Source organism: Arthrobacter sp. B0427-1-12 (genome assembly GCF_059092905.1).
Genome location: NZ_JBNHIC010000002.1, coordinates 12940 through 37392 on the forward strand (window position 1 = coordinate 12940; position 24453 = coordinate 37392).

The 24453-nt window shown below is 62.0% G+C and carries 26 protein-coding genes; 10 read left to right on the forward strand and 16 right to left on the reverse strand.

Features of this window, described 5'->3' with window-relative positions; all coding sequences use genetic code 11:
- Window positions 1-438: 438 nt before the first annotated feature.
- The 8 genes from AC5RWU_RS02225 to AC5RWU_RS02260 form a co-directional block, all read right to left on the reverse strand.
- The gene (locus AC5RWU_RS02225; RefSeq protein ID WP_494031648.1) at window positions 439-945 is read right to left on the reverse strand and encodes a DUF6650 family protein; all 507 of its coding nucleotides are present in this window, start codon (window positions 943-945) and stop codon (window positions 439-441) included.
- Between the two features lie 829 nt (window positions 946-1774).
- The gene (locus AC5RWU_RS02230; protein ID WP_494031647.1) at window positions 1775-2410 is read right to left on the reverse strand and encodes a recombinase family protein; all 636 of its coding nucleotides are present in this window, start codon (window positions 2408-2410) and stop codon (window positions 1775-1777) included.
- A gap of 399 nt (window positions 2411-2809) precedes the next feature.
- A complete protein-coding gene (locus AC5RWU_RS02235; RefSeq protein WP_494031646.1) occupies window positions 2810-4066 on the reverse strand; it encodes an MFS transporter in 1257 nt (418 codons plus the stop codon).
- Window positions 4063-4998, reverse strand: a complete 936-nt coding sequence (locus AC5RWU_RS02240; RefSeq protein WP_494031645.1) for an NADP-dependent oxidoreductase — start codon at window positions 4996-4998, stop codon at window positions 4063-4065. The genes AC5RWU_RS02235 and AC5RWU_RS02240 overlap by 4 nt, the downstream gene beginning before the upstream one ends.
- 51 nt (window positions 4999-5049) lie before the next feature.
- Entirely contained in the window at window positions 5050-5439 is a 390-nt protein-coding gene (locus tag AC5RWU_RS02245) for a tautomerase family protein (protein WP_494031644.1), read from the reverse strand.
- Window positions 5440-5567: 128 nt separating this feature from the next.
- Entirely contained in the window at window positions 5568-6644 is a 1077-nt protein-coding gene (locus AC5RWU_RS02250; RefSeq protein WP_494031643.1) for an alkene reductase, read from the reverse strand.
- Between the two features lie 55 nt (window positions 6645-6699).
- On the reverse strand, window positions 6700-7551 hold the full coding sequence (locus tag AC5RWU_RS02255; RefSeq protein ID WP_494031642.1) for an alpha/beta fold hydrolase: 852 nt from the start codon (window positions 7549-7551) through the stop codon (window positions 6700-6702).
- A gap of 42 nt (window positions 7552-7593) precedes the next feature.
- On the reverse strand, window positions 7594-8550 hold the full coding sequence (locus AC5RWU_RS02260) for an NADP-dependent oxidoreductase (RefSeq protein ID WP_494031641.1): 957 nt from the start codon (window positions 8548-8550) through the stop codon (window positions 7594-7596).
- 206 nt (window positions 8551-8756) lie between these two features.
- On the opposite strand from AC5RWU_RS02260, the gene AC5RWU_RS02265 reads away from it, so the two are divergent.
- On the forward strand, window positions 8757-9140 hold the full coding sequence (locus AC5RWU_RS02265) for a winged helix-turn-helix transcriptional regulator (RefSeq protein WP_494036885.1): 384 nt from the start codon (window positions 8757-8759) through the stop codon (window positions 9138-9140).
- An 82-nt stretch (window positions 9141-9222) separates the two neighbouring features.
- On the opposite strand, the gene AC5RWU_RS02270 is transcribed toward AC5RWU_RS02265, so the two are convergent.
- Window positions 9223-9588 carry a PaaI family thioesterase gene (locus AC5RWU_RS02270; RefSeq protein ID WP_494031639.1) on the reverse strand — a complete coding sequence of 122 codons (366 nt, stop codon included), beginning with the start codon at window positions 9586-9588 and terminating at the stop codon, window positions 9223-9225.
- A 159-nt stretch (window positions 9589-9747) separates the two neighbouring features.
- On the opposite strand from AC5RWU_RS02270, the gene AC5RWU_RS02275 reads away from it, so the two are divergent.
- The 3 genes from AC5RWU_RS02275 (at window position 9748) to AC5RWU_RS02285 (ending at window position 13035) form a co-directional block, all read left to right on the forward strand.
- The gene (locus AC5RWU_RS02275; protein ID WP_494036886.1) at window positions 9748-10812 is read left to right on the forward strand and encodes a transposase; all 1065 of its coding nucleotides are present in this window, start codon (window positions 9748-9750) and stop codon (window positions 10810-10812) included.
- Window positions 10812-11624, forward strand: a complete 813-nt coding sequence (locus AC5RWU_RS02280; RefSeq protein ID WP_494031637.1) for an AAA family ATPase — start codon at window positions 10812-10814, stop codon at window positions 11622-11624. Before AC5RWU_RS02275 ends, AC5RWU_RS02280 begins: the two co-directional genes overlap by 1 nt.
- Before the next feature lie 232 nt (window positions 11625-11856).
- Entirely contained in the window at window positions 11857-13035 is a 1179-nt protein-coding gene (locus AC5RWU_RS02285) for a PDDEXK family nuclease (RefSeq protein WP_494031636.1), read from the forward strand.
- A 124-nt stretch (window positions 13036-13159) separates the two neighbouring features.
- Here the strand turns inward: AC5RWU_RS02285 and AC5RWU_RS02290 are convergent, their stop codons facing one another.
- Entirely contained in the window at window positions 13160-14791 is a 1632-nt protein-coding gene (locus AC5RWU_RS02290; RefSeq protein WP_494031635.1) for an S-layer homology domain-containing protein, read from the reverse strand.
- A 462-nt stretch (window positions 14792-15253) separates the two neighbouring features.
- Window positions 15254-15493 carry a hypothetical protein gene (locus AC5RWU_RS02295; protein WP_494031633.1) on the reverse strand — a complete coding sequence of 80 codons (240 nt, stop codon included), beginning with the start codon at window positions 15491-15493 and terminating at the stop codon, window positions 15254-15256.
- A 225-nt stretch (window positions 15494-15718) separates the two neighbouring features.
- On the opposite strand from AC5RWU_RS02295, the gene AC5RWU_RS02300 reads away from it, so the two are divergent.
- Complete coding sequence (locus AC5RWU_RS02300) at window positions 15719-16876, forward strand: RNA-guided endonuclease InsQ/TnpB family protein (RefSeq protein WP_494036887.1); 1158 nt, start codon at window positions 15719-15721, stop codon at window positions 16874-16876.
- 175 nt (window positions 16877-17051) lie between these two features.
- Here the strand turns inward: AC5RWU_RS02300 and AC5RWU_RS02305 are convergent, their stop codons facing one another.
- Window positions 17052-17450 (reverse strand): hypothetical protein, encoded by a 399-nt coding sequence (locus AC5RWU_RS02305; RefSeq protein ID WP_494031631.1) that lies wholly within the window; start codon window positions 17448-17450, stop codon window positions 17052-17054.
- 127 nt (window positions 17451-17577) lie between these two features.
- Here AC5RWU_RS02305 and AC5RWU_RS02310 point away from each other — a divergent pair, with 127 nt between their 5' ends.
- Window positions 17578-18201, forward strand: a complete 624-nt coding sequence (locus tag AC5RWU_RS02310; RefSeq protein ID WP_494031630.1) for a hypothetical protein — start codon at window positions 17578-17580, stop codon at window positions 18199-18201.
- Here AC5RWU_RS02310 and AC5RWU_RS02315 read toward each other — a convergent pair.
- From AC5RWU_RS02315 to AC5RWU_RS02330, 4 genes are all read right to left on the reverse strand, one after another.
- A complete protein-coding gene (locus AC5RWU_RS02315; protein ID WP_494031629.1) occupies window positions 18185-18493 on the reverse strand; it encodes a hypothetical protein in 309 nt (102 codons plus the stop codon). The two genes, AC5RWU_RS02310 and AC5RWU_RS02315, sit on opposite strands and share 17 nt — an antisense overlap.
- Window positions 18494-18506: 13 nt before the next feature.
- Complete coding sequence (locus AC5RWU_RS02320; protein ID WP_494031628.1) at window positions 18507-18743, reverse strand: DUF2188 domain-containing protein; 237 nt, start codon at window positions 18741-18743, stop codon at window positions 18507-18509.
- A gap of 106 nt (window positions 18744-18849) precedes the next feature.
- Window positions 18850-19296, reverse strand: a complete 447-nt coding sequence (locus AC5RWU_RS02325) for a hypothetical protein (protein ID WP_494031627.1) — start codon at window positions 19294-19296, stop codon at window positions 18850-18852.
- A gap of 56 nt (window positions 19297-19352) precedes the next feature.
- Window positions 19353-19778: a hypothetical protein gene (locus AC5RWU_RS02330; RefSeq protein ID WP_494031626.1), complete on the reverse strand. Its 426-nt coding sequence runs from the start codon at window positions 19776-19778 to the stop codon at window positions 19353-19355.
- 141 nt (window positions 19779-19919) lie between these two features.
- On the opposite strand from AC5RWU_RS02330, the gene AC5RWU_RS02335 reads away from it, so the two are divergent.
- The 4 genes from AC5RWU_RS02335 to AC5RWU_RS02350 all read left to right on the forward strand — a co-directional run bounded on the left by AC5RWU_RS02335 (window position 19920) and on the right by AC5RWU_RS02350 (window position 24406).
- The gene (locus tag AC5RWU_RS02335; RefSeq protein ID WP_494031625.1) at window positions 19920-20795 is read left to right on the forward strand and encodes a hypothetical protein; all 876 of its coding nucleotides are present in this window, start codon (window positions 19920-19922) and stop codon (window positions 20793-20795) included.
- 26 nt (window positions 20796-20821) lie between these two features.
- On the forward strand, window positions 20822-21277 hold the full coding sequence (locus AC5RWU_RS02340; protein ID WP_494031624.1) for an SHOCT domain-containing protein: 456 nt from the start codon (window positions 20822-20824) through the stop codon (window positions 21275-21277).
- Window positions 21278-21681: 404 nt separating this feature from the next.
- A complete protein-coding gene (locus AC5RWU_RS02345) occupies window positions 21682-23199 on the forward strand; it encodes a type I restriction-modification system subunit M (protein WP_494031623.1) in 1518 nt (505 codons plus the stop codon).
- Window positions 23189-24406: a restriction endonuclease subunit S gene (locus tag AC5RWU_RS02350; protein WP_494031622.1), complete on the forward strand. Its 1218-nt coding sequence runs from the start codon at window positions 23189-23191 to the stop codon at window positions 24404-24406. Before AC5RWU_RS02345 ends, AC5RWU_RS02350 begins: the two co-directional genes overlap by 11 nt.
- Window positions 24407-24453 lie beyond the last annotated feature (47 nt).

A 24453-nucleotide genomic window follows, 5' to 3' on the forward strand; every position in this document is an offset into this window, starting at 1 on the left:
AGGAATACATAGTAGCTGTCCCTCCCCAACGATTTCCGTTTAGTACTGGGTCTGGATGTGGCGCAAAATTTTGTCCGATAGTGCCGCACTGGGTGCGCGTATAGCCCCTTTTCTCGTGAGTCTCTGGTCTGGTTGTGGGAGCGGTCAACCGGGGGTCTTCACTCGTGCCATGAAAATCGGAGAGCGGGTTCGAGGGTTACCTCATTCCAATACACCCCTGCCTATGCAATATGGCACTCTGACGAAGTAGAGCTTCGAGGCTTCCTTTTGACCAGTGTCAATGGCATGAGCTCCTGGTTCAAAACCCAAGGGATAGAGGCCGAGCAGGCCGTCGCCCACTTGGATCCGGAGTATGCCTATGGGGATGCGGCTCATACCCATTTCATGGATAACGTTGGGATCTTCTGGGCCGGTGCCGGGTAGTGAGATTTTCCGGAACTAACGCGCGGAAGGACTTGTCTGACCGTCGTAGCCGCCCAACCGCTCAAAGAACCAGCCTGCACCGTCCGGCACGATCCGGGCGAGGTCATCTGACACGTCCAAGCCATATCGAAATGCCAACTCTCCAACTTGCATCCCGACAAGCCCTCGAAGTCTCCCTAGTGCAACGGACAATCGGTCGGTCCCATAAGGGGACATGTGTCGCCTCCATAGGTCTTCGTCACCAACCTCGTCCATAAAGGCCCGGAACGATGCCTGCAACGCATTGATCTGGGCGCCTAGACCGTTACTGATCTCTGGGTTGTTGAGCAGGATGCCGAGTTCGCGCCGCACCTGCTCAGCAGATTGGACGCAATGCTCCTCGATCTCCCGGCTGAAGTCCGCCCACAGCATCCGTCGGTCGCCTAAGAGGTTGAGTACGCGCCGGGCGATCTCTTTGTCGTCGTCTTTGCGTTCCCATTGGATGCCCCAGATCGAAACCCCTGTAGGCCGAAACCTAACCATTGCGCCGCCCCTTCGTCTGTCGTTTGCCCGAGTGGGAGAACCGGATTCGTTGCAGGTCACTCCGAGCCACTGCCAGTGCCTCCAAAGTCCGGGCTGCAGCTCTGGCCGACCTGTACGAACCTCAGGTCTCACCGGAGCCATACAAGCGTGTGTCAGTCTAGATCGCGATCGTTACTCGGGTGTTACTGCCATGACGTCCCAGCAAGGTTTGGAACCCTAACTGGCTGCTCGCGGTCTGCTGACCATTCTGCCGGTGGCAATGCCTGGATACACTCTGGCTGATCTCCGGTTCTCCTGACTGCCTGATTCAATGGGCCGAGGACGCCGGGGAAGTGCTCTCCTGCTGGGTCCCGGCCAAGAACGTGCACAGGTGTACCCCGGAGCAATGGCAGGGAAACTACCTGGCTAAGTGATGCGGGGGAGCGGTTGCTGAACCCCGCCCGATAGCGCTGCAAAAACTCCGCCAAAAGTCACGAACTGCGCGGTGAAGCGGTCGATGAGCTGATTCGGCAGAGCGAAGAACGTGGCCTCTATCCGCTGTTGAAGCGGGAGCCCTGATATAAGGGCTATAGCTTGATTTCGCGCATACTCAGCAGGACCATTTCGTCCTCTGGCATGTGGATGTTCAGCTCCTCAATCCCTTCAATGAAGATCTCCGGATCAGGTCCGATCTGCTCGCGGATGGCGCAGCTAGCAGGGGCACCGATTCTATGTTCACGGTGCGCCCTTCCCCGTAACGGACGACGAACGGTGTCGCGCCCGGTCGGGGGCGGTCCTCCAGCACTCAGACATGGGAGAAGCGGCCCGCAGGATCGCCTTCAGAGCTTGGTCAGAAAGCGTCACGGACGGACCCTGCGTCGGTTTCTTCGCCCCTGAGCTTCGGGGAGGTGTCCAGGTAGCGATACATGGTGGGCACTGAGACACCTAGAGCCCCCGCAATTTCTTTCACGGTCAGCGTCCCTTCGTCGTAGAGGCGCTGGGCGCGGCGTTTCTCCGTAAGGGTGAGGGCCTTCGGACGTCCGCCCTTGCGCCCCCGCGGTCTGCCTGCCGCTAGGGCGGCTTGGGTGCGTTCACTAATCGGGGAGCGTTCGAATTCTGCAACCATCCCCAACATTTGCAGGAGGAGCAGGCCCGTCGACGTGCTGGTATCTAGGGCCTGGTCCAGCACCACGAGGGAAACCCCCTTCTTTTCCAGTTCGTCGTGGATGTCGATCAGATGCTTCAAGGACCGGCCGGCGCGGTCCAGCCTGGTAATGACCAGCTTGTCGCCCGAACGGAGCGCTTTCCGGGCGTTATCCCATTCCGGTCGTGACGCCTTCGTTCCGGTCATCACGTCACTGTAGATCTCATCGCACCCGGCCGCCCTCAATTGGGCCTTCTGGGCCTCTAAGGATTGTTTGACGGTGCTGACCCGCGCATACCCGATCAGTGCCTCAGAAAACCCGATCGATCTGGCTGTCAGCATCAGGGAGTGGGGTCAAGGACAGACCCCTCAATCTGGCCGTGACGTCCTTGATGCTCACTAAAAGCTCCTTGGGCCGGTTTGTCTCCCATCAGCGTCCGAGGGGACGGCGATTTGGAGTGCAGTTCTCAAAACTACCACCCCTTTCAAGAATTAGATTCTGAGATGATTTTGAGAATAAGGGACCCCCTGCGGTGTGACTTTTAGGCTTGTTTGGCGGCTGCTTGCGGCTTCGAATGGCGTTCTTGACCACCGTAAGCGGTGGAGTCTTTGCCTTATCTAACTGTTCCTCCGTGGCCACTTATGAGGCTTTTGTAGCTCTGGCCAGTGAAGGCGGACAGGTCCTTACTTGTCCGGTCCAACATCGTGACCGGCTGGCAGTTCATTGGCAGAAGCTCTGCATCAGGGTGTGTCGAATGCTTCAGAGGAGTCCGTGGTCATAGTCGGCTGATGTGCCGGTGAACGTCTGGTGCGGGCATCAGTGATTGTGAGTACAAGCAGGGCGAGGCAGAGACCGGTCAGTGCTGCCGCTGCTGCGCTGACCGCGATGCCGAGCGTGGTCGCTGTGGCAAGTGCGCCTATCCCGATTGCGGTGGCTGCCTGGAGTGCGTAGGCGATCAGGTAGAGCAGGGACAGGGTCGCACCACGGTGCTCCAAGGGGGCTGCGTGGTTGATCACGCCCAGCCCGCCGGAGAATGCGAAGGAGTAGGCGACTCCGCCGATGATGCACCAGGCCAGGAACAGCACGATGGAACCGAACGCTGCGGCAGCGGCCATCAGTGCGAGGCTGAGAATGGTCAGAATGGCTCCGGCTCGAACTGAGACGTGCGGGGGTACTCGTGCGAGCAGCAGTGCCGTGACACCGATGGCCGCGGATGAGCAGCCCAACAGCACGCCGACGACGGCGGTGCCGGGGGTTTGGGCGAACTGGTTGATCATGTGTGCGCCGAGTGAGAGGAAGATCGCCCCGACGCAATAGGCAAGAGCTACAGACAGTGTCGCGATCGAGAAGGTCAGCCGCAGTTCTGGGAGGAGTCGCAGAGCCTGGGGCCGCCACCGTCGGGAGTGGGCAGGCCGGTCGTTAGGAGCCAGCGCGAGGGCAACCACTGCTGCGACGGCCAACGCAAGCAGGATGATGTAGCTCCAGACCAGAGGCATGGGCACGAATTGAGCGAACACTCCGCTGAGCACGAGGGCGAGTGTGAGTCCTGTGGCGGTTGCAACGGTCGCCAGTGAGCTGGCGAATCGCGGGTTGGCCGTGGTGTTGTTCTCGACCAGAGAGGCCGTCGCTGCGCTCATCGCCAAACCGGACCCAGCCCCCTGAAGCACGCGTCCCAGGAAGAGGAACGCGACATTCGGAGCGAGAGCGAAGATGAGCGCCGAGGCCGCCACCAGCCCCATACCCCAGATCATGACGAGCCTGCGACCGAACTGATCGGACAGGTTGCCGAAAAGAGGGAGGACGACGAGCAGCGACAGCTGGTAGGTGGCGAACACCGAGGTGACCACGACCGGGCTCAGCGACCACTGCTGTGCGTAGATCGGGTAGAGCACGCTTGGTGCCGCACTTGCCCACAGCACCAGTGCCAGCACTGCTGCTGACGCCCAGAATGTTCCTCGCCTGCTCAGCCGTGGTCGGCTCGCCTCGGCCCTTGTCATGGGAGCGTGAGGACGGTTTTGCCCGGCCCGGACTTGGTGTCCTGCGCGGTGCCGGCCTGTTCCAGCGGGTATGTCGCTGCGATGGTGGGGGTGAGCTGGCCGGTGTCGACGAGGTCGCCGAGTGCGGTCATGCCGAGTCGGTCGGCCTCGACGAACAGCCCGGCGATCCGGATGCTGCGCTCAGCTGCGCTGTCCGCGACTTCCGCGAGGGTGGGAGGCAGTGTGGACACGAGGATGCCGCCGGGCTTGAGCACCTCAAGAGCTTTGGCCGGGTAGTCGCCGCCGATGACCTCGAGGACAGCGTCGACGTCCTGGACCGCCTCGGTGAAGTCAGTCGTGGTGTAGTCGATGACCTCGTCGGCACCCAGTGCCCGCACGAACTCCACCTTCGCCGTCGATGCCAGTGCGATGACGTGAGCGCCGCGGGCCTTGGCGATCTGCACCGCGAAATGTCCGACACCGCCGGCCGCACCGTTGATCAGCACGCGGCTCCCCGTGCCGATCTGGGCGGTCTCCACCAGCGCCTGCCAGGCGGTGAGTCCGGCCAGGGGAATGGCCGCAGCCTGCACATGGTCCAGACTGGCTGGCTTCGGAACGAGCACGCGTGTCGGAGCCACGACGTACTGGGCATAGGCGCCGTGGCCGTGGGGGAAGGGAAGCATCCCGAACACTTCGTCACCGGGCTGGTACAGGGTCACTCCCAGACCGACTGCCTCGATCGTGCCCGAAACGTCCCACCCGAGGATGAACGGCGGTTCGCCGGAGAATGTGCCGTGTTGGCGATTCATCGCATCGGCGGGGTTCACGCCGGCAGCGTACACGCGGACGAGGACTTCTCCGAGGCCGGGCTCGGGGCGCGGAACGGTGGTGGGCTTGAGGACCTCGGGCCCGCCGAGCTCATCCTGGCTGATGGCCTGCATCGTGTCATTCATGCGTCACTCCTGACTGGGAAACGGTGGTGTGGACGGTTCGGACGCTGCTGCTCAGCCTTGGGCCAGTTGAAGCTCGCCGCGGCCGAAAGAGAAGTTCTCCTTCGGGACCGGCACCAGTGCGATGAACACGTCATCGGGGCTGATTCCCAGCGCCTTGACGGTGTTGTCGCAGATCGTCCGGACGACTGCGCGTTTGTCGGACAGCGGTCGTTCCGCAGTGAAGAGAACGGTGATGATCACTGCGGTCTCGCTGCGGTTCATCCCCATGTACGACGGGTCGAGGAACAGTGAACCGGCCGGCTGGTCGGAGATGATGACGAACTGGTCCTCGCGGGGAATGCCCAGGGCTTCGTGGAGAGCCTCGGGCAGCGCCGAACCGAGCGCCTGCTTCTGTTGAAGCGAGAATCGGTCAGCGGGGATGTGTGCTTTGAATACCGGCACGAGTCAGCCTTTCATCGGAGTGAATTGGTGCCTTTCGGCGTGTCTTGCAGTCCCTGGGGTCGAAACCCACCGCGATCGGCTACTGGGGGTACATCGCTTCGACACGCTAGCGACCCCCAGAACGGAAGTCAGACCCTGGTCAGGGTCGGGTAGTCGGTGTATCCGGCGGCCCCGCCTCCGTAGATGGTGGCCGGGTCGACGTCGTTGAGCTCGGTCCCTTCGCGCAATCTGTCGACGATGTCGGGGTTGGCCAGAGCGAACCGGCCCAGCGGGGCGATGTCCGCGAGACCTGCGTCGATGTCGGCCGCGATCTGCCCTCGTTCGCGCCCGTACCGGACCACCAGGACCGCACTGCGCCAGACCTCGCGGAAGGAACGCAGCAGCTCGTCATCGCCGAGGTGGTGGACATGCAGGTAGGCCAGATTCAGCGTCGCGAGCTCTCCAACGAGGTGGCGGTACTGTGTGCGCACCTCGCCGGCGTTGCCCTCGTCGAGTCCGCCGAGCGGGAACGCCGGGGATATGCGGATGCCGGTGCGATCCGCACCGATCTCCTCTGCGACAGCGTGGGCGACTTCGATCACGAATCGCGCACGGTTCTCCACCGATCCGCCGTACTCGTCGGTGCGGTGGTTGGCGTTCGGGGCCAGGAACTGGTGCAGCAGATATCCGTTGGCGGCATGGATCTCCACGCCGTCCGCCCCCGCTGCGATGGCCGACGCGGCCGCGTGGCAGAACTCGCCGATCACGTCCTGGATCTCCGCGGTGCTCAGTTCGCGCGGCACCGGTGTCTTCTGCGGTCCGGTGGGGGTGGGGATGTCCTGCTCGGCGGAGATCGCCGACGGCGCAACGGGCCGGCGGTGGTGTGGGGTGTTGTCCGGATGGGAGATGCGCCCCACGTGCATCAGTTGTATGAACAGGTGACCACCGCGCTCATGCACCGCCTCGGCAACGTCTCGCCAGCCCTCGATGTGCTCAGGAGTGTAGATGCCAGGAGTGTTCATATACCCCTGCCCATCCGCTGACGGTTGAGTGCCTTCGGTGATCACCAGTCCGAGGGACGCGCGCTGCGCGTAGTACCGGGCGGCCAGGTCTCCCGGCGTGCCGTCTGGATTCGCGCGGTTGCGGGTCATCGGTGCCAGAGCAAGGCGGTGCGGGAGCTGGAGGCGACCCAACGTGAAGGGTTGCCACAGTGAAGTCGTCGTCATCAGAGGAGAACGGTTCCTTTCGAGCGAGCGGGTGATCAGATGGGCACATCGCAGGTCAGTGGGCTGTCTCGGTTGAGTCCAGGAAGAGCCGGGTGTCGGTGACGAACCGTTCGGGGAATTGGAACAGTGAGCCGTGTCCGGAATCGGGATAGATGATGAGCTGCGCGTCCGGGAGGTGCTGGGACAGGATGAAGGAGTTTGCCGTCGGTACCATCACGTCGGTGTGTCCGTTGACCACCAGGGCCGGGTGGCTGATGCGTTTCAGGTATTCGAAGCGTTCGCCGCGCGGCTTGCGCCATTCGGCGATTGCGGTGGCTTGGGCGTGTGCAGTCTGCGCATCGGACGGGGGGTCCTGCTCGGTGCGCTGATGGCGGCGTTCCCAGAAGGCCTCGCCGGCCGCACGGCTGGTCTGCGTGGCAGCGAAGAACAGGAAGAGGAAATCGTCCAGTGTCGGAACTGGGTTTCCGGCCACTGCGAGCACTCGTTTATCCGTCGGCGGTTCGCCGTTGCGCGGGCCGGTGCCCACCAGGACCAGCTTTCGCACCAGCTGCGGGTGGGCCAACGCGAAGGCCTGGGCGACGAACCCGCCGATCGAGAACCCGAGGAGATCCACCTGGGGCAAGCCGAGCACGTTGACGAAGGTGGCTACATGCTCAGCCATGGCGTCGATCGTGTCGGGTGTTTCGCCGCTGGAACTGGCCACACCGGCGTTGTTGAACAGGATCACCGGCCGGTCCTTCGCCAGGCCATCGGTGACAGCAGGATCCCAGTTGTCCAGGCCACCGCGAAAGTGCTGCAGGAAGAGCAGCGGTGTACCCGTCTCCGCGCCGAAGCGCCGATACGCATAGCGGATTCCATTGGCCTCGACGAAACGAGTGGGGGCGGTGATGTGAGTTTCAGTAGGCATGATTCTCTCCAGATGGGGTGAGTCGACTTCTGAGGACATCGGTCAAGGGCGGCCAGAGCCAGTGCTCACCAGGACTTTGCCCCGTGCCCCGTCGGACAGCAGTGATGCCAGCGCCTGCGGGGTGCGGTCGAATGGAACGACCCGGTCGATGACCGGTCGGATGATGTTGCGGTCGACCAGGTCGGCGATCCTTCGGAGGTGTTCGCCCTCGGGCCGGATGAAGAGGAAGCGGTAGTCGACGCCGCGCCGGCGTGCGCGCCGGCGAACTCCGCTGCTCATGAGGCGGATCGCTGTCTGCACCAGCGGGTTGGCACCCACTCGTGTTGCGAAGTCGGGGTCTGGCGGGCCGGTGAGGCCGATAGCGGTACCGCCCGGGCGCAGGATATCCAGCGACCGCTTCAGCGTGTCACCGCCTTGGGTGTCGAGCACCAGGTCGACATTCTCCACCTTGTCCGTGAAGTCCTCGGTGCGGTAGTCGATGACGACGTCTGCGCCGAGCTCACGCACGAACGCGATATTGGCGGCACTGACCGTGGTGGCCACCGTCGCGCCGATGTGCTTCGCCAGCTGGATCGCCAGCGATCCGACGCCGCCGGAGCCGCCCTGGATGAGAACGGTCTGCCCGGCACTGAGATTGCCCATCTCCACGAGTCCTTGCCAGGCGGTCAACCCGGCGACCGGCAGCGATGCAGCCTGGAGGGCGTCCACGGACTCCGGACTGGCGGCAAGGTGGTCCTCATGGATGGCGATGAGCTCAGCGAATGCACCCATCCGGGCCTGATCCGGATACGCAAACACCTGCATCCCCGGGTGGAACGCTGTCACTGCCGAACCAGTCGCCACGACTTCCCCGGCGAACTCACTGCCCATGACCATGGGCAGCGAGAACGGAAAGACCTGTTTGAACTCTCCTGACCGGAGTCGTTCATCGCCATGGTTGACTCCGGCTGCGAGCATCCGGACCAGGACCTCACCATCGCCCAGCACGGGATCGGGCATACGCACCCGGCGTATGGAGGATCCATATTTCTCGAGAACGAATGCCTTGATCTCAGCTCCTGTAGACGACCCGGCCGACGGTATGTGCAAACGTCGGACCGCTAACTAGTTGCAATGTGTTACTAGTAGGACCGTATAGAATCCAGTAACAGGATGCAACCACTAGAGGGGGTGGCATGATCACGTCGCCACGGTCCGGATGTCCGGTGAACCGGGCCCTTGAGATGCTCGGAGACCAGTGGAGCCTGGTGATCCTGAGGGACATCGCGCTCCACGACCGGCGCAGCTTCCGCGAGCTGCTCACCGCCAATGCCGAGGGGATCAGTGCCCCGGTGCTGTCGAGGCGACTCACCGATCTGACGGAAGCGGGCTTCTTGACCAAGGCTGATGCGCCGCCTGGGAAGCAGGGCAGATACTCGCTGACCGAACTGGGACTGCAGACGGTCCCACTGATGGTGGAACTGGCGCAACTCGGAATCCTCATCGATCCCGCGACGGCCGAGCACCGGCCGGATTTCGCGCGGTCATCCGACGCCTCCGCCCTGGATGCAACGATGGCGGAACTCCGAGAACACCACCTCGGCGGCTGATCCAGCGCAAACGCACCGTCGGCCTCAGAGCGCTGACCTTCAGGCCACGTGCATGCGTCTCATGCCCGATGACGCCGCTGAGTCACCCGGTGGGTTCCAGCGGGAAGATCAGCAGCGACCCCGAAGCGGTCGCCACGGTCTTGCCATTGGTGTCGACAACCTCCCCCTCGGCGAACGCGACTCGACGCCCGGCTTTGACGACCCGACCGGTGCAGGTCAGTGGACCGCTGTCAGCGCTGACCGGTCGGAGGAAGTTGGTCTTGATCTCGATGGATGTGTAGCCGGTGCCTGCCGGCAGCGTGGTGTGGACGGCACAACTCTGACCACGCTGGCCGCGACCGAAGGAATCGGCCTCCGGACCCTGCAGCGCTGGCATGCGGCATACCGCCGCCACGGCATCGCAGGACTCATCCCCACCGTCCCACCCAAGCGCGAGCGAAGAACCCATCCGGAGCTCCAGACACTGATTGAGGGTCTCGCCCTGGTCAAGCCACGGTTGTCGACCACTGCGATCACTCGGAAAGCCCGTGCAATCGCTGAAATGCGCGGGTGGGCGGCGGTCTCCTACAGCACCGTCCGATCCATCGTCACCGCAATGGACCCCGGCATGATCACGCTGGCCCACCGCGGCGGCGCTGCCTACCGCGACAACTATGAAATCGTATGGCGGCACCGAGCGGAACGCCCCAACGCCACCTGGCAGGTCGATCACACCGAACTCGACATCCTCCTCCAGGACGCCAATGGCACACCGGCCCGGCCGTGGTTGACCGTAATCCTCGACGACTACTCCCGGGCAGTATGCGGCTACATGGTGTTCCTGGGCGCCCCATCCGCCTTGAACACTGCCCTGGCACTGCGCCACGGCATCTGGACGAAGAATGACCCGCACTGGCCGATGTGCGGCATCCCCGACCGGCTCTACGTCGACCACGGCACCGACTTCACCAGCGACCATCTCTCGCAGACCGCCAAGGATCTGCACTTCGAGATCATCTACTCCGCAGTGGCAAGGCCGCAGGGGCGCGGCAAAATCGAGCGGATCTTCGGCACCATCAATACCGAACTCCTGGCCACGCTTCCGGGCCATCTTGCAGAGGGCCACCGACATCCTGACCCAGTGCTGACACTGCCGGAACTCGACACCACCATTGGGGCGTTCATCGCCGATGACTATCACCAGCGCGAGCACCCGGAGACCAAAGCATCTCCGCACCAAGCGTGGCTCGGCGACGGATGGCTGCCCCGCCTGCCCGAAACTGTCGATGACCTCAACCTGCTGCTGCTGACCGTAGCCAAACCTCGCATCGTCCACCGCGACGGCGTCCATTTCCAAGGCCTGCGCTATGTGTCTCCGCTGCTGGCCGCCTACGTCAAAGAGCCGGTCATCATCCGTTACGATCCCCGCGACATCTCAGAAGTCCGCGTCTTCCACAAAGGGCAATACATCTGCAAAGCCGTCGACCCCGACCACGTTTCAGCCACCGTCAGCCTCAAAGACGTCCAGGCAGCACGCGCTGCCCGACGCCGCGAGCTGCGCGGACAAATCAACGAACGCCTCGCCGTCGTCACCCGACATCAACTGGCGCCTCCACCCACGCGGCAACCGACTCCCGCTGAACGTCCGAGCAACAAGAAGCCGAAACTGCGGACCTACCTTGAGGATGACTGATGCCCCAGCAACGATTCGTCGCCACGAAAGAACACCGCAGGTTCGTCGAGTTCGCCGATGCCGTGCGCCGGCAACGCACCATCGGCATCTGCTACGGGCAGGCAGGAATCGGCAAGACTCTGTCGGCCCGGCGATACGCCAACTGGCACAAGGCCGAGAAGCTCCTGGAACAATGGGGTCCCCGCGATGACTCGGACTACCAGGTCTACGCCGCCTTAGCCCAAAGGCGAACCGTGTTCTACACCCCGCAGGTCCTCGCCAGCCCGCGGCAGTTCATGCAAGACCTCACCCATATCACCTCTCGCGTGGCGATCTGCATCGACCAACACCTGAACAAGAACGGCACGCGGGAAAGACTGGGCACGGACTGGGACAAGCGCGTCGAACTCATCGTGATTGACGAGTCCGAAAGGCTTCGCCCTGCCGCTCTGGAGTACCTGCGCGACCGCTACGACCGCGCCAACACCGCGCTCATGCTGATCGGAATGCCCGGAATCGAGAAGCAATTCAGCCGCTACGCACAGCTCTACAGCCGCGTCGGCTTCGCCCACGAGTACCGGCCCCTGGCCGAAGACGAACTGCAATTCGTCCTCGAACGCCGCTGGCGCAAACTCGGCCAAACCCTCGACCCCGACGACTTCACCGACGCCCAAGCCATCGCGGCGATCGCTCGCATCACCCGCGGCAACTTCCGCCTCGTCGACCGCCTCTTCACCCAAATGGAACGCATCATGAAGATCAACGATCTCAACACCATCACCGACGACGTCGTCGAAGCCGCCCGCTCCACGCTCGTCATCGGCATCAGCTAAAGCCGCCACCTCAGCTGCAGAAAGCCGCCAATCCGAGCTAACAGTCACACCCCTGCGGCACGACTCGGTCCTTTCTCTCAAAAAGGTCCGTGTTTTGAGAGGGGTCGCTTGTGGGGTGGATCACATGCGCTGTGAGCGGCAGCGTCGACATACTCGAGTGACTCTCGTAGAAGATGGGGGTATGGAGCGAGACAGCACCGTGGCCGCAGCGACCCCAAAGGCACCGCGTCGAGTGCCGAAGTTCTACTACTCTGGCTCGGGCCGACCAGAGATGAACCGGCTGCAGAAGTCGTTCTACCGCCGCGCCTTCTTCCCATCGTTGCTCGCCGGCGACCCGGTGGATGTGCAGGGGCAGTCGGGGCACGGGTTGGTGTTGCTATACGAGCTGCTGGACGAGCGTCGGGTGAACCCGATCGATGCCAGGCGCACACTGGAGTCTTTGGTGAATGCATACCGTGGGGCTGACCTACCTCTTTATGCGGAGGACGCATTGGCTGACTTCTACTTTCTTGAGGGTGACTTCGCTTCCGGCTACGCTGCGCTCGGCGGGCAGGTTAGCCCGTCACACCACCTGACACTCTCGGCGTATCTCGACCACCCTCCGCTGACAGCAACGCAAGTATTTAGGTGGGCGGAGTGGGGAATCACCAGAAAGGGCATCGGGCACCTCGACGCGATTATGAACGCGCTTCAGGCACGGCTCGATGACTTCCATGCCTCTCATGGCGTGAGCATCCTGGAGGACTTCTGGCGGCGAGTGACTGCCGACAGGTCAGTGAACGAAGTCGCGGCCAGCATCGAAGATGAGGTCGTGCTGCGCTTCACGGGAGAAGATGTACGGGCTCTCCTCTCGGAAGCGCGTAAAGATAGCAGATTAGGAGAACCACCTAGAGCATTCCAGGAGTGGCCCGGGTATGAGGAGCCAATTGATTGGCCCGGACCCTGGGTCTCGTGGACTCTCCATTACGCGCTCCTTTTCGCTCGATTTCGCACTCTCATCCGGGAATCCGAAAACGTTGCCCGAGACGAAGCCGGGATTCCCCGAGTCGGAGAGGGGCGGGTGTCGGAGATGGCACTCCTGCGCCAGGTGCAGGCCGCATTCCCAGAGGAACGAGTAGTGCACCAGGCCCGTCCAGGTTGGCTCGCACCACAGAGCCTCGATATTTATCTCCCTGATTACAACATCGGGATCGAGTATCAAGGGGCTCAGCATTCATCCCCCGTCGAGCACTTCGGCGGTGCCAAAGCGTTCGAGCTTCAGCAGGAACGAGACGCCCGAAAGCTAGGCATCTGCAGACAGTACGGTTGCGTGCTCATCGAGGTGCACCCGGGCTATCAACTTGAACAAGTAATAACCCGAGTGAAGGACGCCATTCAGAAGGCGGACGGCAGACCACCCGTGGTCTCGTGACCGTTGTTCACGGGCATGTCACTGGTGAAGAGCCTTACGCCAAGATCGAGGCTCCAGGCCGCAAGACCGTTAAATAGGAGAGGGTGCCCATGATCCCACGGGCACCCTCAGACCACACAGTCGGCTAGAGACCTGTTCCAAACAGCCGGTCGAACCGGTACATAAATGCCGCCATGGATTCCCTGTTCACGGGCTGGTAAGGGCGGAAAGTGTTGTCATGGGTCCAGCCACTTGAAATTCCGGTGGATGCCAGCCAGGCGATCTCCTTGTAGAACTGGTTGTCGGTTGTTACATCGACGAATGGGGAGACTGCGGGAGGAGCGAACTCGGGTTCACCCGCCAGCCTGTACAGGAAGGCCGCCATCGCGTCGCGGTTGACCGAGTCCCAGGGGCGGTAGGTCTTGTCGGGCCACCCTGTGGAGATTTTGTTCTCAGCAAGCCAGGTGACTTCCTTGTAGAACTGAACACCGGATCTGATGTCGTTGAACGGGGATACCGCCGGCGCTGTGAAATCGGGGGAATAGCTCAGCCGGTACATGAACGCGGCCATTGCATCCCGGTCGATGAGGTCATAAGGGCGGAAGTTTCCGTTCGGGTATCCGGTGGAGATGCCGGCAGAGGCAAGCCAGGTTATCTCTTTGTAGAAGTAGGCATTTGCCGGGGCGACATCGGTGAACGACCGGCTCGTCGCAGTAAGCACCCGTTCGGGGGTCGGCTCACTCATCTCTTCAAGGGACTCAGTTGTCCCTTGGGGTGTACCGGTGGCGGATACTGTGAACCGATGACCGACGTCGTCGGGTCCAAGTACGTACTGCTGCCCGGTTTGCCCCTCAACGAGCTGTCCGCTCCGGTACCACTGGTAGCGCGGTGTTCCTGCTGAGGGGTCCCAGCCTTCAGAGAAAGCAGTCAGAATCTTTCCCTCCTTGCTGAGCCCTTCAATCCATGTGATTACAGGGGCGGAAGGGTCTTCACTTCTCGCTATGGCAACGAAACGCTCATAGACGTTGTTGGCATAGGTAATCATGTCGTAGGTAGTCTTGTCAGCTGTGACAAATACTTGGATCCGACGCCCCGCCATTTCTGCTGGTGGAACGAAAGTTTTTTGTGTCGCTCCATGTATCGGCACCCAGCCCCGGCTTTGGTCGTCTGTCATCCACTGATAGCTGATGACGTCGGGTTCTACGTTCCATATTGGCGGAATCGCCGCGAGCCGATGACCCGTGATGGCGTACCCGGTAACGGGGTCGAGTCCAGCGATTCTTGGCGCCGTGACTACCTCAAACTTGCGCGTGGGCTGCACTGGGGTGGTGGGCGTGCTGGTTTCTGAATGGCTTGTATAGCCCGGCTTAGTGCCGGTAACGGTCACGGTGATTTCCGCTCCGGTGTCCCCCGGGGTCAGGGTATACGTGGGGCCGGTAGCCCCGGGGATCGGCCTTGAACCGGTGAGGATAGTGACCCGGTTCCACTGGTAGGTCAGCGATACGGGGTCGGGCCCCCAGTCGCCGGGATCGACCGTCAGTGTGTGATCGACAAACACCGGGTTAGGTGCGTCGACGATCACAGGCGTCACGCTGCTCAGCTGCGCAGGGTCGGCGGTGGGTGCAGGGCTTGGGGTCTGCACGGTAGCCGGGGTGTAGCTCAGGCTTGGCTCTGTGGCCGAGGCGGGCAGAGCGCCAACGAAAAATGTAGTCAGAACCGTCGTCATTGCCGCAGCCACCGTGGTGCGCCTCCGGCGTGTGGCCTGTGAAATGGCCATACTTCCCCCAAATGTTCTCTTGAATGATGGGCACCAAGTAGCTGCCCTGCTGTGTGAAACGGCATAGTCGCATCGGGCCTGGAGTGCGAGTGATGGTGCATTCAGACACGGCAAACGACCTTCTAAATCCTACAGTCGGCAGGTCCGAAGTCGAGGTGAGGAATAATTGAGTTTTCAGCCCTCGAGATGGAACGGGGCGCGCCTTCCACTGACCGCGCTACGCGGCAGCATCTCCTCCTGCACCGTGCATCCGGGCCTTGCGCCTGATGTCAGCCCTGGCGTTGCGGTCCCCGCGGCCGCGCCCCGGACTGGCCGGCAGGGTGATGACAGGACCGTCGGGAATCGCCATCCGAAAATGTCCGTTTCCCAGCCGGCCGCGCCACTCGAAGCCGTGCTCCTGGGCATAGCGAACCAATTCCCGCACATCTTTATGCACGCGTGTGGCGCCGCTGACTCGGCCGTTCATGACCGCGCCTCCTGTGCTTTGCCGTCCCGCAGCACCTCGGCCAGCAGTACGTCATATCCGAAGATGTCACTGCATTCGTGCCTGGACGCGAGGATCGTCTCGGGTTCCTGGAATCCGCACAGCAGGCAGATGACGTTGATCCAGCAGTCCTCGCATGGGTGCGTGGGCAGGACGTACCCGGTGCGGTAGTGATACTCGAGGGTGAAGATCTCGGCAGTGTTCGATTTGCGGCTCATTGTGGGTCCTTTCCGGTGCCCCATTCGGGGCCTCTTGCTGGTGTGCACCCTTAATGTGTTTGGAGCCGCCGATTTCTCTCCCCGGTGAACCAAAAAACCGGGCCTACTGCCCGTTTTTGTGGTGAAAATCACCACAAAGATCTGAATGAGGGCGATAATCGGAGGACGGGCCATTTGTGGGCGGCAGGGTACTTTTCGCAGCCGCCGGCCGGAAGGCAGATGCTCATGGAGCTGACGCAAACCAGGCGGTACCGGTACCGGATCTACCCGGACCGGGACCAGGAACTCTTAATGGCCAAAACCTTTGGGTGTGTCCGCCTGGTCTACAACGATTTCCTTGCCGCCCACGAGCAGGCCTACCTGAATGGGGCCCCGGAATACACCTACGTCCGGGCCTCCGCTGAGCTGACCTGCGAGAAACGAACAGTGGAACGGGCGTGGCTGGCGGAGGTTTCGAGCGTGGCCCTGCAGCAGGCGTTGAGGGATGCCGAAGCGGCGTACAAGCGCTTCCTTGCCCAGTTTCGGAAAGGATCGACCAGGAAGAGGGCAATCGGCCGGCCACGATTCAAGAAACGGAAGGCAAGGCAGGCGTTCCGGCTCACCCGGGGGCTTTCCAAGATCCGGCCGCTTCCGAACGGGCGAGGACAGTTGTATTTGTCGAAAATCGGCTGGATGCCGATCCGCTTATCCCGGCCGCTGCCTTCCGAGCCTTCTTCTGTAACGGTCGTACGTGAAGCCGATGGGCGCTATTACGCGGGGTTCGTGGTGAAGGTGCCCCTTCAAGTGCTGGAGCCTAGTCCGCGGATCAGCGGCATCGATGTGGGGCTGAACCATTTGGCTGTCATTGCCAGCTCTGATGGAACCGTCGAGAAGGTGGAGAATCCCCGGTATTTGAAGCACCAGTTGCACAGGCTCAAGCGAGCCCAAAGAGTATTGTCACGGCGTCAGAAAGGATCGGCCAACTGGGAGAAAGCGCGAAGGAAAGTAGCCGTCTTGCATCGCAGGGTCAAGGAGACTCGGTTAGACCACTACCACAAGCTCGCTTATCGGCTCTGTCACGAGAACCAAGTGATTGGGCTGGAAAGGCTGAGTATCTGCGGTTTGGCCCGAACCCATCTGGCTAGGTCGGTTGCAGACGTCGCGTGGGGACTTCTCGTCAGGCTGATCGAGGAGAAAGCAGCTCTGTATGGAAGGACGGTTGTTCGGGTGAGACGGGACTTTCCATCGACTCTCCGTTGCTCGGAGTGTGGGTTGAAAGCCCCCAAAATGCCTCTCAGCGTTCGAATCTGGACGTGCACCGGCTGCAGTACGGTGCACGACCGTGACGTGAACTCAGCCAAAAACCTACTGCTCGTCGCCGAAGGGCTAATCGAGGGGACATAAACAGTCCAATCGAGGGGACGTAAAACGCCTGTGGAGGGAAGGTTAGACCGGTTAGACCGGCGCATCCCGGAGAAGCAGGAACCGCCGAACAATTGGCGGAGGTCAAGCCCCGTCTGTGTGCGGTTGTTGTTACTGGGCATGTGGATGAATGAAAGCATGCAGGCATGCATGAATGTCAACGCAGCCGGTCGGGCAGCGTGACGTCGTATGGATCGAGTTCGGGTCGGGCGCGCAGGTAGCGGACCAGGTGCCGGAAGGATTCGCCGGTCCAGGTGGCGTCGGCGGAGATCTCCACGACGATCGGGTCCACCGGGATGGCCGGTATGGTCTCGCGGCCGAAGCGGCTGGTGCCGGCCAGGTCGTCCTCGGTCCCGGGGTGGTCGTGGCCGGCGGGGTGGAGCAGCCGGCCCAGATCGCGGGCGGCCGGAGCCTTGAGCGGCAGGGAGCATCCGACCATCTGCAGCCGCCCGTCCAGAGGGACGGCGATGACGATCCGCTCAAGGCGGTCATAGGGCCGGGTGCGGCGAAAGGCGGGTACGGACAAAATAGGGTCAAGGATGCCGCGGGTAGTCATGCGGGCCCTCTTTCTGGTTGATTCCGGGCTGAAGAACCGGGTCGGTCCCCAGCCCCATCAGCCACTCGCCAAGGGGCATGCGTAGATCCCGCCGGTCAGGCTTCTTGGCCGCTGTTAGGCTGGCCGCATGGGGATTGAGGACGAGCTGAACGTTCACCTGCAGGCCATGGATGCGCTGCCCGATGAGCGGCCGCCGCACCGGGTCGAAGGCGAACGGCTGGTGCGTGAGGTCCGGGAACTGTGCGCCGACATCGCCCGTGTGCTGCGGGAACGCGGGGTGCCTACCCAGCCAATCGAGGTGAAGTCAGACAAGCCGGCCAACCGGTTCGTCCACTTCTTCAAGGGCGATGAGTCCAACCCGATGGTCAAGGCCACCGACGGCTGGGAGATCATCGACAGCCTGTGCGTGGACGTGAACGGCGGGCTCTGGGAATACCGGTTTATTGTCCTGAGCACCTGGAGTACGGACCAGTGGGGTCATGAAGCCTCCGGTTACCACGGCTGGCAGCAGATCGATTTTGCCGAGTGGGTGAAAGAGTTCTCGAAGGATCTGGACAGCCGGTACGTATGGGTGTCCCTGGGCAGCCGGTATCTGCACCGGCGATATAACCGGTATGACGACGAGTTCGAAGAAACCTGGCTGGAGATGACAGACAGTCAGTTCTCTGATGAGCCGGATGAGCCGGAAACCTTTGAAACATTCCGGGATCAGCTGCTGCGCGAAGCGGCCCGCCTCATCGCCGGACGATGAGACGGGCCGCCTTGAAGCAACCGGGCAATGGGCCCGCGGCTGTTAATTTCGGAGCGGAATCGACCTCAGTAGGGCTAGCCCACATCGCCGAGAGGACGGTGCCTTGGCAGGACCAGAGCGTAGTCGTGTTGCCGTCGCGCAGGATGACGACGCGGTAACCGTCGTACTTGGGCTCATACAGGGCCCCGCTGTCCAGTGCGTCTGGGTCCGGAATGGTGTCGACTACACGGGACAAGGTGACCTCGACCGGCGGCTGCAGGGATGCCCGCAGCCGGGTGTCGTCCACCTCCACGGGCGGGAGTTTCCTAGACTGTCAGCGGCAGGCGGTGGGACGGTTCCCGGGCCGGGGTGCTGACGGTGACGGTGTCGTCCTCGTCTCGGATGAGGTGAGCGACTCCGTACACGGCGGCATCCCGCTGCCCCTGTTCGATCATTGCCTTGCGGCTGCCGGTAACGGCGGCGGCGAACGGGTTATCGAAGCCGACCCGGCGGTTGGACCAGCGGCCGTTCTCGCAGTAGGTTTCGACGTCGCCTTTAGCCATGATGCGGTCCTTCAGGTTAGTGCGGGGTGTCCGGGGTACAGCGTACTGGCCGGGAATGGCACAGGCGTAAAGGGGGTGTAGGCAGATTGGAAGGCTGATTGAGGCACTACAGCAGACCGAGTTCGGCTGCCTTCAATTCGACGGCGGCGGCGTATTCGTGGACCGCGGCGGTCATCCGGGCACCCGTGAGCTCTTCTTTGAGGGCGCCCAAACTGCCGTTGATGTAGAGGATGTTGACCTCTGCTGCGTCATCGGTGGAAAGGAAGGGCAGTAGGTCCGTTCTGGCCCGGCGGTCCAGGTCGGACAGGGCAGCAAGGGCAGCGGTGTCATCCTCGAATGGGCCTTGGGCGATTTTCAGCGCTTCTTTGAGTGAGGCCGGTTCGTAATCCGGGTCAGAGGTCGGTTTTGACGTCGGCTTCATGACCATGGACGTCGCCGGGACGCTGGACTTCGCGGAGGGCGACGAGGTGTCGCCGGAGACGGCCGGCGTAGCGCAAGCGGACAGCAGGATGGCCCCGGCAACCAGGCAGGGGGCAATACGGGTGATGTTCACACAGATCCTTCGGTGGAGTGTTTGAAGTCAGCAGCAGGTCGAGGAGCGGCTGAGCGTCAGCTGTTGACGCGCTTGACCAGCCCGCCGATCAGGGCCACCACGCCCAGGGCCACGGCGGCGAAGCCTGCAGCCACGAAGAAGCCGGCGGCCTGCAGGTTGATGACCCGCTGGACAATCTGCCCGATGATGAATAGGATCACGGCGGCCGGGATGCCGGCGATACCCAGGGTCAGCGCCAGGGCGCCGGGCCGCTTCCCGGGAGCTTCCGGAGTGCGGGTGGCCCAGATGCCGGTAACGATCCCGCCGGCCAGACACAGGCCCAGCGAGGTAAACCGCATCATGGGTCCGAGCTGGAAGTTGGTGTTGCTGAGGATAAACAGCAGCAGCCCGGCCGCGGCCAGGACGACGCCGGTGATGAACGTTCCGTTGTATCGCTTCGCCGGAACAGCCTGCCGTCCCGCGTTTTCCTGTTCGATGCTCATAAATTCCCCCAACAATGCTCGGCTGCACGTCACCCGGATGGATGCCTTCGCATAGATTATCCGAAGTTTGAGCGTGGATGGCACGCAACCGTTCAACGCACACATATGATCAATCCGTAAATCGAATGTTGGGGGAAACACTTGAATCACTCTGCCCTGGGCCGCGTCTCCGTTCTGGCCGTTGTCGCTGTCGTCGCTCTGACCTCCTGTGCTTCTCCGGCAGCCAGTGAAACTCAGCCGTCCAGTCCGGCTGCTGCAGAAGAATCCTCCCGCTCCCAGTTCCAGCTGCAATGCTACGGCGACGGAGCGGACGATACCGCTTACTCCTCTCTGGAAGAGCTGTGGGCCGATGAGCTGGACGGCATGCTCATCTGCCATCCAGAGGCAAAGAATGGTGACGTCCGGTTGACAGCAGCTGATCTTGAAGCGGCGGCTGCGGCTGACCCTCAGAAAATCTGGCGGGACGACATGGCCCGCTTCGAGAGGGTGCTGCAGGCCTGCGCCACCTTCAGCGAGTCCCGAACGCAGTTCTTCGGGAACCGGGCAGACAAGGACCAGCTGCGGGCGGCTCTCACGATATGCCCCGATCATCCCGAGGCCGACCTGATGCGGGAATTCATGAACGCCCCCGTGCCCCAGCGGCAAACTGTCACAGCCACCCCGACTCAAACTGCCGCCCCGACGCGGCCCGCCGAGCGGGTCATCACATATGTGATTGAAGCAGACGGCTCCATCGAGGTGATCACCTATACCAACATGATTGGCGGCGACATGGGTCAGGAGCAGGCTTCCGGGCCGCTGCACGGGCCGGTTACCAAGGAGTACCGCTACCCTGAAGCCCGTTTCGGGGGCAGCTATAACGTCTGGTCCTTCGGCGTCAGCGCCCAGGCCGGCGCGGATACAACCTCCATCACCTGCCGGGTGCTGATCAACGGGTATGAGGTTTCGGCACAAACTTCCACTGGTCCCTACTCGATCGCCACCTGCAACGACGGCGGCTACCGCGTCAGCCCGTGAGCCAGCCACAAGGACAAGGAAGCAACATGGAACAGACCCCTGCCAACGAGGTCCAGGGCGCACGATCCGGAAGCATGGCGGCCGTCTGGCTGACCGTCCTCGGCATCACCTCAGTGGTCATCGGGATCATCATCGGATTCATGGAGGTGGGGTCTCTGTGCGGCAGGCCGTTCAGCCCCAACAAACTGGCCCCAGCGCTGTACGACACCATGGTCTCCAACGGGAGCAGCGAAGCCGACTGCAGACGCGACATTGCTAGCGCCACCTTCGTAACCTGGGCATTCATCATCGTCGGTGTGCTCTTGTTTGTCAGCGGCCTGATTGTCAACGCTCTCCGTAAGGCACCGAATAGTGCTCCTATCGCAACCGGCACCCCGACGGTCGCCGATGAGATCACCGGACTGGCACGCCTCCGCGACCAGGGCTTGCTGACCCCTGAGGAATTCGAAGGTAAGAAGCAGGAGCTGCTGAACCGGCTGTAACTGCTTCGCCCGCCGAAATCGTACAGCGCCTCTCCGGCCGGACATTGGCGCCGAGTGACGGGTGGTAAAGCCCGCTCAGGGCCGCAAGGGCGGGAGCACGGTCAACGGCTACAGTCTTGTGCTCAGCTTCCCTTGCGGATGCTCAGCAGCTCGTAGCCCTTCGGGATGCTCGCTTCGAGCGCCGCTTTCTACTCATAGGTGGCGCCTTCGGCGACGATCTCGTCGGTGGCGCCGGTGCGGATAATACCTTCACGGTTTCACCGCAAGAGTTTATTGGGCGACAGGCCGGCTCTGCCGTTACACGGGACATGCATAGGCAGGAGGCAGCGTGGAGCATTTTCGGACGAAAATGCGGGCGGTGTTAGAGTCCGAATCGACGTCTAGTATCAGTGAATCGAGTAAGAGTGACGCTCAGCGCAACCGAACCACACCACCTGACCCAGCAGCAGCTTGAATCCACTTTGTGGGCTGCCGCCAACGCCCTGCGGGGGCCGGTGGACCCGGGGGACTTCAAGGCCTATGTCTTCCCGGTCCTGTTCTTCAAGTGGATCTCGGATAACTGGGACTACGAGCACGCCCAGGCGGTCGAAGACTTCGGTGACGCGCTGACCGACGATCTGGAGGCTGGACTCCACACCTTCATGATTCCGGAGGGTTGTCACTGGTCTGATGTCATCGGCACCGCCCAGCACACCGGGGCAAAGCTGGACGAAGTCCTGCAGCGCCTGCAGACCGCCAATCCGGATTCCCTGCGGGGCGTTTTCGGTGACGTGCAGTGGGCGAACACGGACCGGCTGCCGCAGTCGGCGCTCATGGCCCTGCTGAACACTTTCCACTCGGTGCGGCTCGACCCGGACTCGGTCAACGGCGACATGCTCGGCAGCGCCTATGAGTACCTGCTGCGCGAGTTCGCTGAAGCCTCCGGCAAGAAGGCCGGAGAGTTCTTCACCCCGCGCCACGTCGTGCACCTACTGGTGAAGCTGCTGGATCCAAAACCGGGGGACGAGATCGCCGACCCCGCCTGTGGCTCCGGCGGAATGCTCGTCGAAACCGTCTCTGCAGTCCGGGCGGCCGGCGGCAACCCGAACACGCTGCGGCTGCACGGACAGGAAATCAACCTGACCACCAGCGCCATCGCCAAGATGAACCTCTACCTCCACGACCTGGAGGACTTCACCATCGTCCGCGGTGACACGTTCCGCGAGCCGAAACTGCTGGACGGCGCCGGGCTGAAGAAGTTCGACATCGTGATCGCCAATCCGCCGTTCAGTCTTCAGAACTGGGGCGCGGACACCTGGGCCTCCGACCCGTACGGGCGCAGCAAATACGGGGTGCCGCCGGCGAAGAACGGCGATTATGCCTGGATCGAGCATATGGTCGCCAGCATGAAGGATGAAACTGGCCGGGTCGGCGTTGTCATGCCCCACGGCACGCTGTTCCGCGGCCAGCAGGAGAGCGTCATCCGTGAGGCGATCATCCGTGACGACCTGCTTGAAGCCGTCATCGGCCTGCCCAAAAACCTTTTCTACTCCACTGGCATTCCCGTCGCTATTCTGGTCTTCCGAAAGCGCAAGAGCGCCGAGCGTCAGGGCAAGGTGCTGTTCATTGACGCCTCTGAGCGGTTCGTGTCCGGGAAGAACCAGAACAGTATGTCCGAGGAGGACATTGACGTCATCGACACCGCCTACAAGCAGGGCGTCGACATTGACGGTGAGAACGGGCTCAGTTTACGTCTTGTAGAGATGGCCGAAATCGAAGAGAACAGTTTCGACCTGAACATCGGCCGTTATCTGAGGACCGAGACCGCCGCCGAGGCCAACGTAGAGGAGGCTTTGATCGAGTACCAGGAGGCCCGTGAACGCCTCGCTGCAGCCGAGGAAGTCCTAGCCGAGAAGCTGAAGGCGGCCGGCTTTGAAATCTGACTGGAAGATACTGCAGCTGGGAGAATTGCTGACTCTGCAGCGTCGCAAGGCTGAAATTGATCCCGAAGCGACCTACAAGCTGGTCACCCTGCCGTTGCACGGACAAGGTGCCCGCCTCCGCAAGGAAGTACTGGGTCGCGAAGTGGGAACAGCTAAGTTTGTGGTTCACGCCGGAGATCTCATGATCTCTAAGATTGACGCCCGCAAGGGATCCAACTCGGTACTGCCAGCTGAACTGGACGGTGCTGTTGTGACAGGTGACTTCCTGTCATACTCCGTGGATGAGTCACTCGCTTCCCGCGAGTATCTCGATCTTGTCATCCGCACCCCGTGGTTCGAGGAACTGTGTGACTCGGTCTCTAGTGGAACAACGAACCGGGTACGGCTCGATGCAACCCGCTTCCTGACACTCCCTCTCAGCCTTCCGTCCCTGGATGAGCAGCGGCGTATCGTGGATCTAATCGGTGATATTGACGACACCATCGAGGCCGCCGAAGGTGAGCAGAAGTTTCGGCTTGTGCTGCGAGACAGTCTTGCTGATTCCGCATATGCGAAGGCTCGAGACGGGGAATGGCCCCTCCAATCTTTGGCAGAAGTCGTCGGCGAGAGTGGCCTGATTCAGACGGGCCCGTTTGGCAGTCAGTTGCATAGCTACGACTACACCGAGTCCGGGACCCCTGTTGTGATGCCTACAAACATTCAGGATGGACGAGTCGTTGTAGACGGTATCGCTCGGATTTCGGAGGCGAATGTAGCCCGCCTCAAGAAGCATTTGCTCCAACCAGGTGACATAGTTTGGGCGCGGCGCGGTGATGTTACGCGCTTTGCACGGATTACCGAGGACGACGAGCAAATGATCTGCGGAACTGGTTGCCTGCTGGTCCGCCCCGAGTCGCCAGAAACTGCTTCGTGGCTGACAGTCTGGTTGTCAGCTAAAAACATGCAAAACCTGATTGTTGACCGCGCGGTTGGGGCAACCATGCTCAACCTAAACACCACGATCCTCAGCGAACTTCCCGTTGCCATCCCCGAGGACGGCGAGGGGCTGGCAGAGACTCTTGAAGCCATTGGCGAGTCTTATGCGGCGGGAAGAGACCACGTTATCTCCCTCCGCTCCCTCCGCTCTGAGCTGCTGACCGCTCTTCTGTCTGGAGCCCACAGCATTCCGGAGTCGTATGACCGGGTCATGGAGGCTGTCGGCGCGTAACGCTGATGCATCTGCGCATGTTCCTGCAGGGAGACACATAGGGTGGT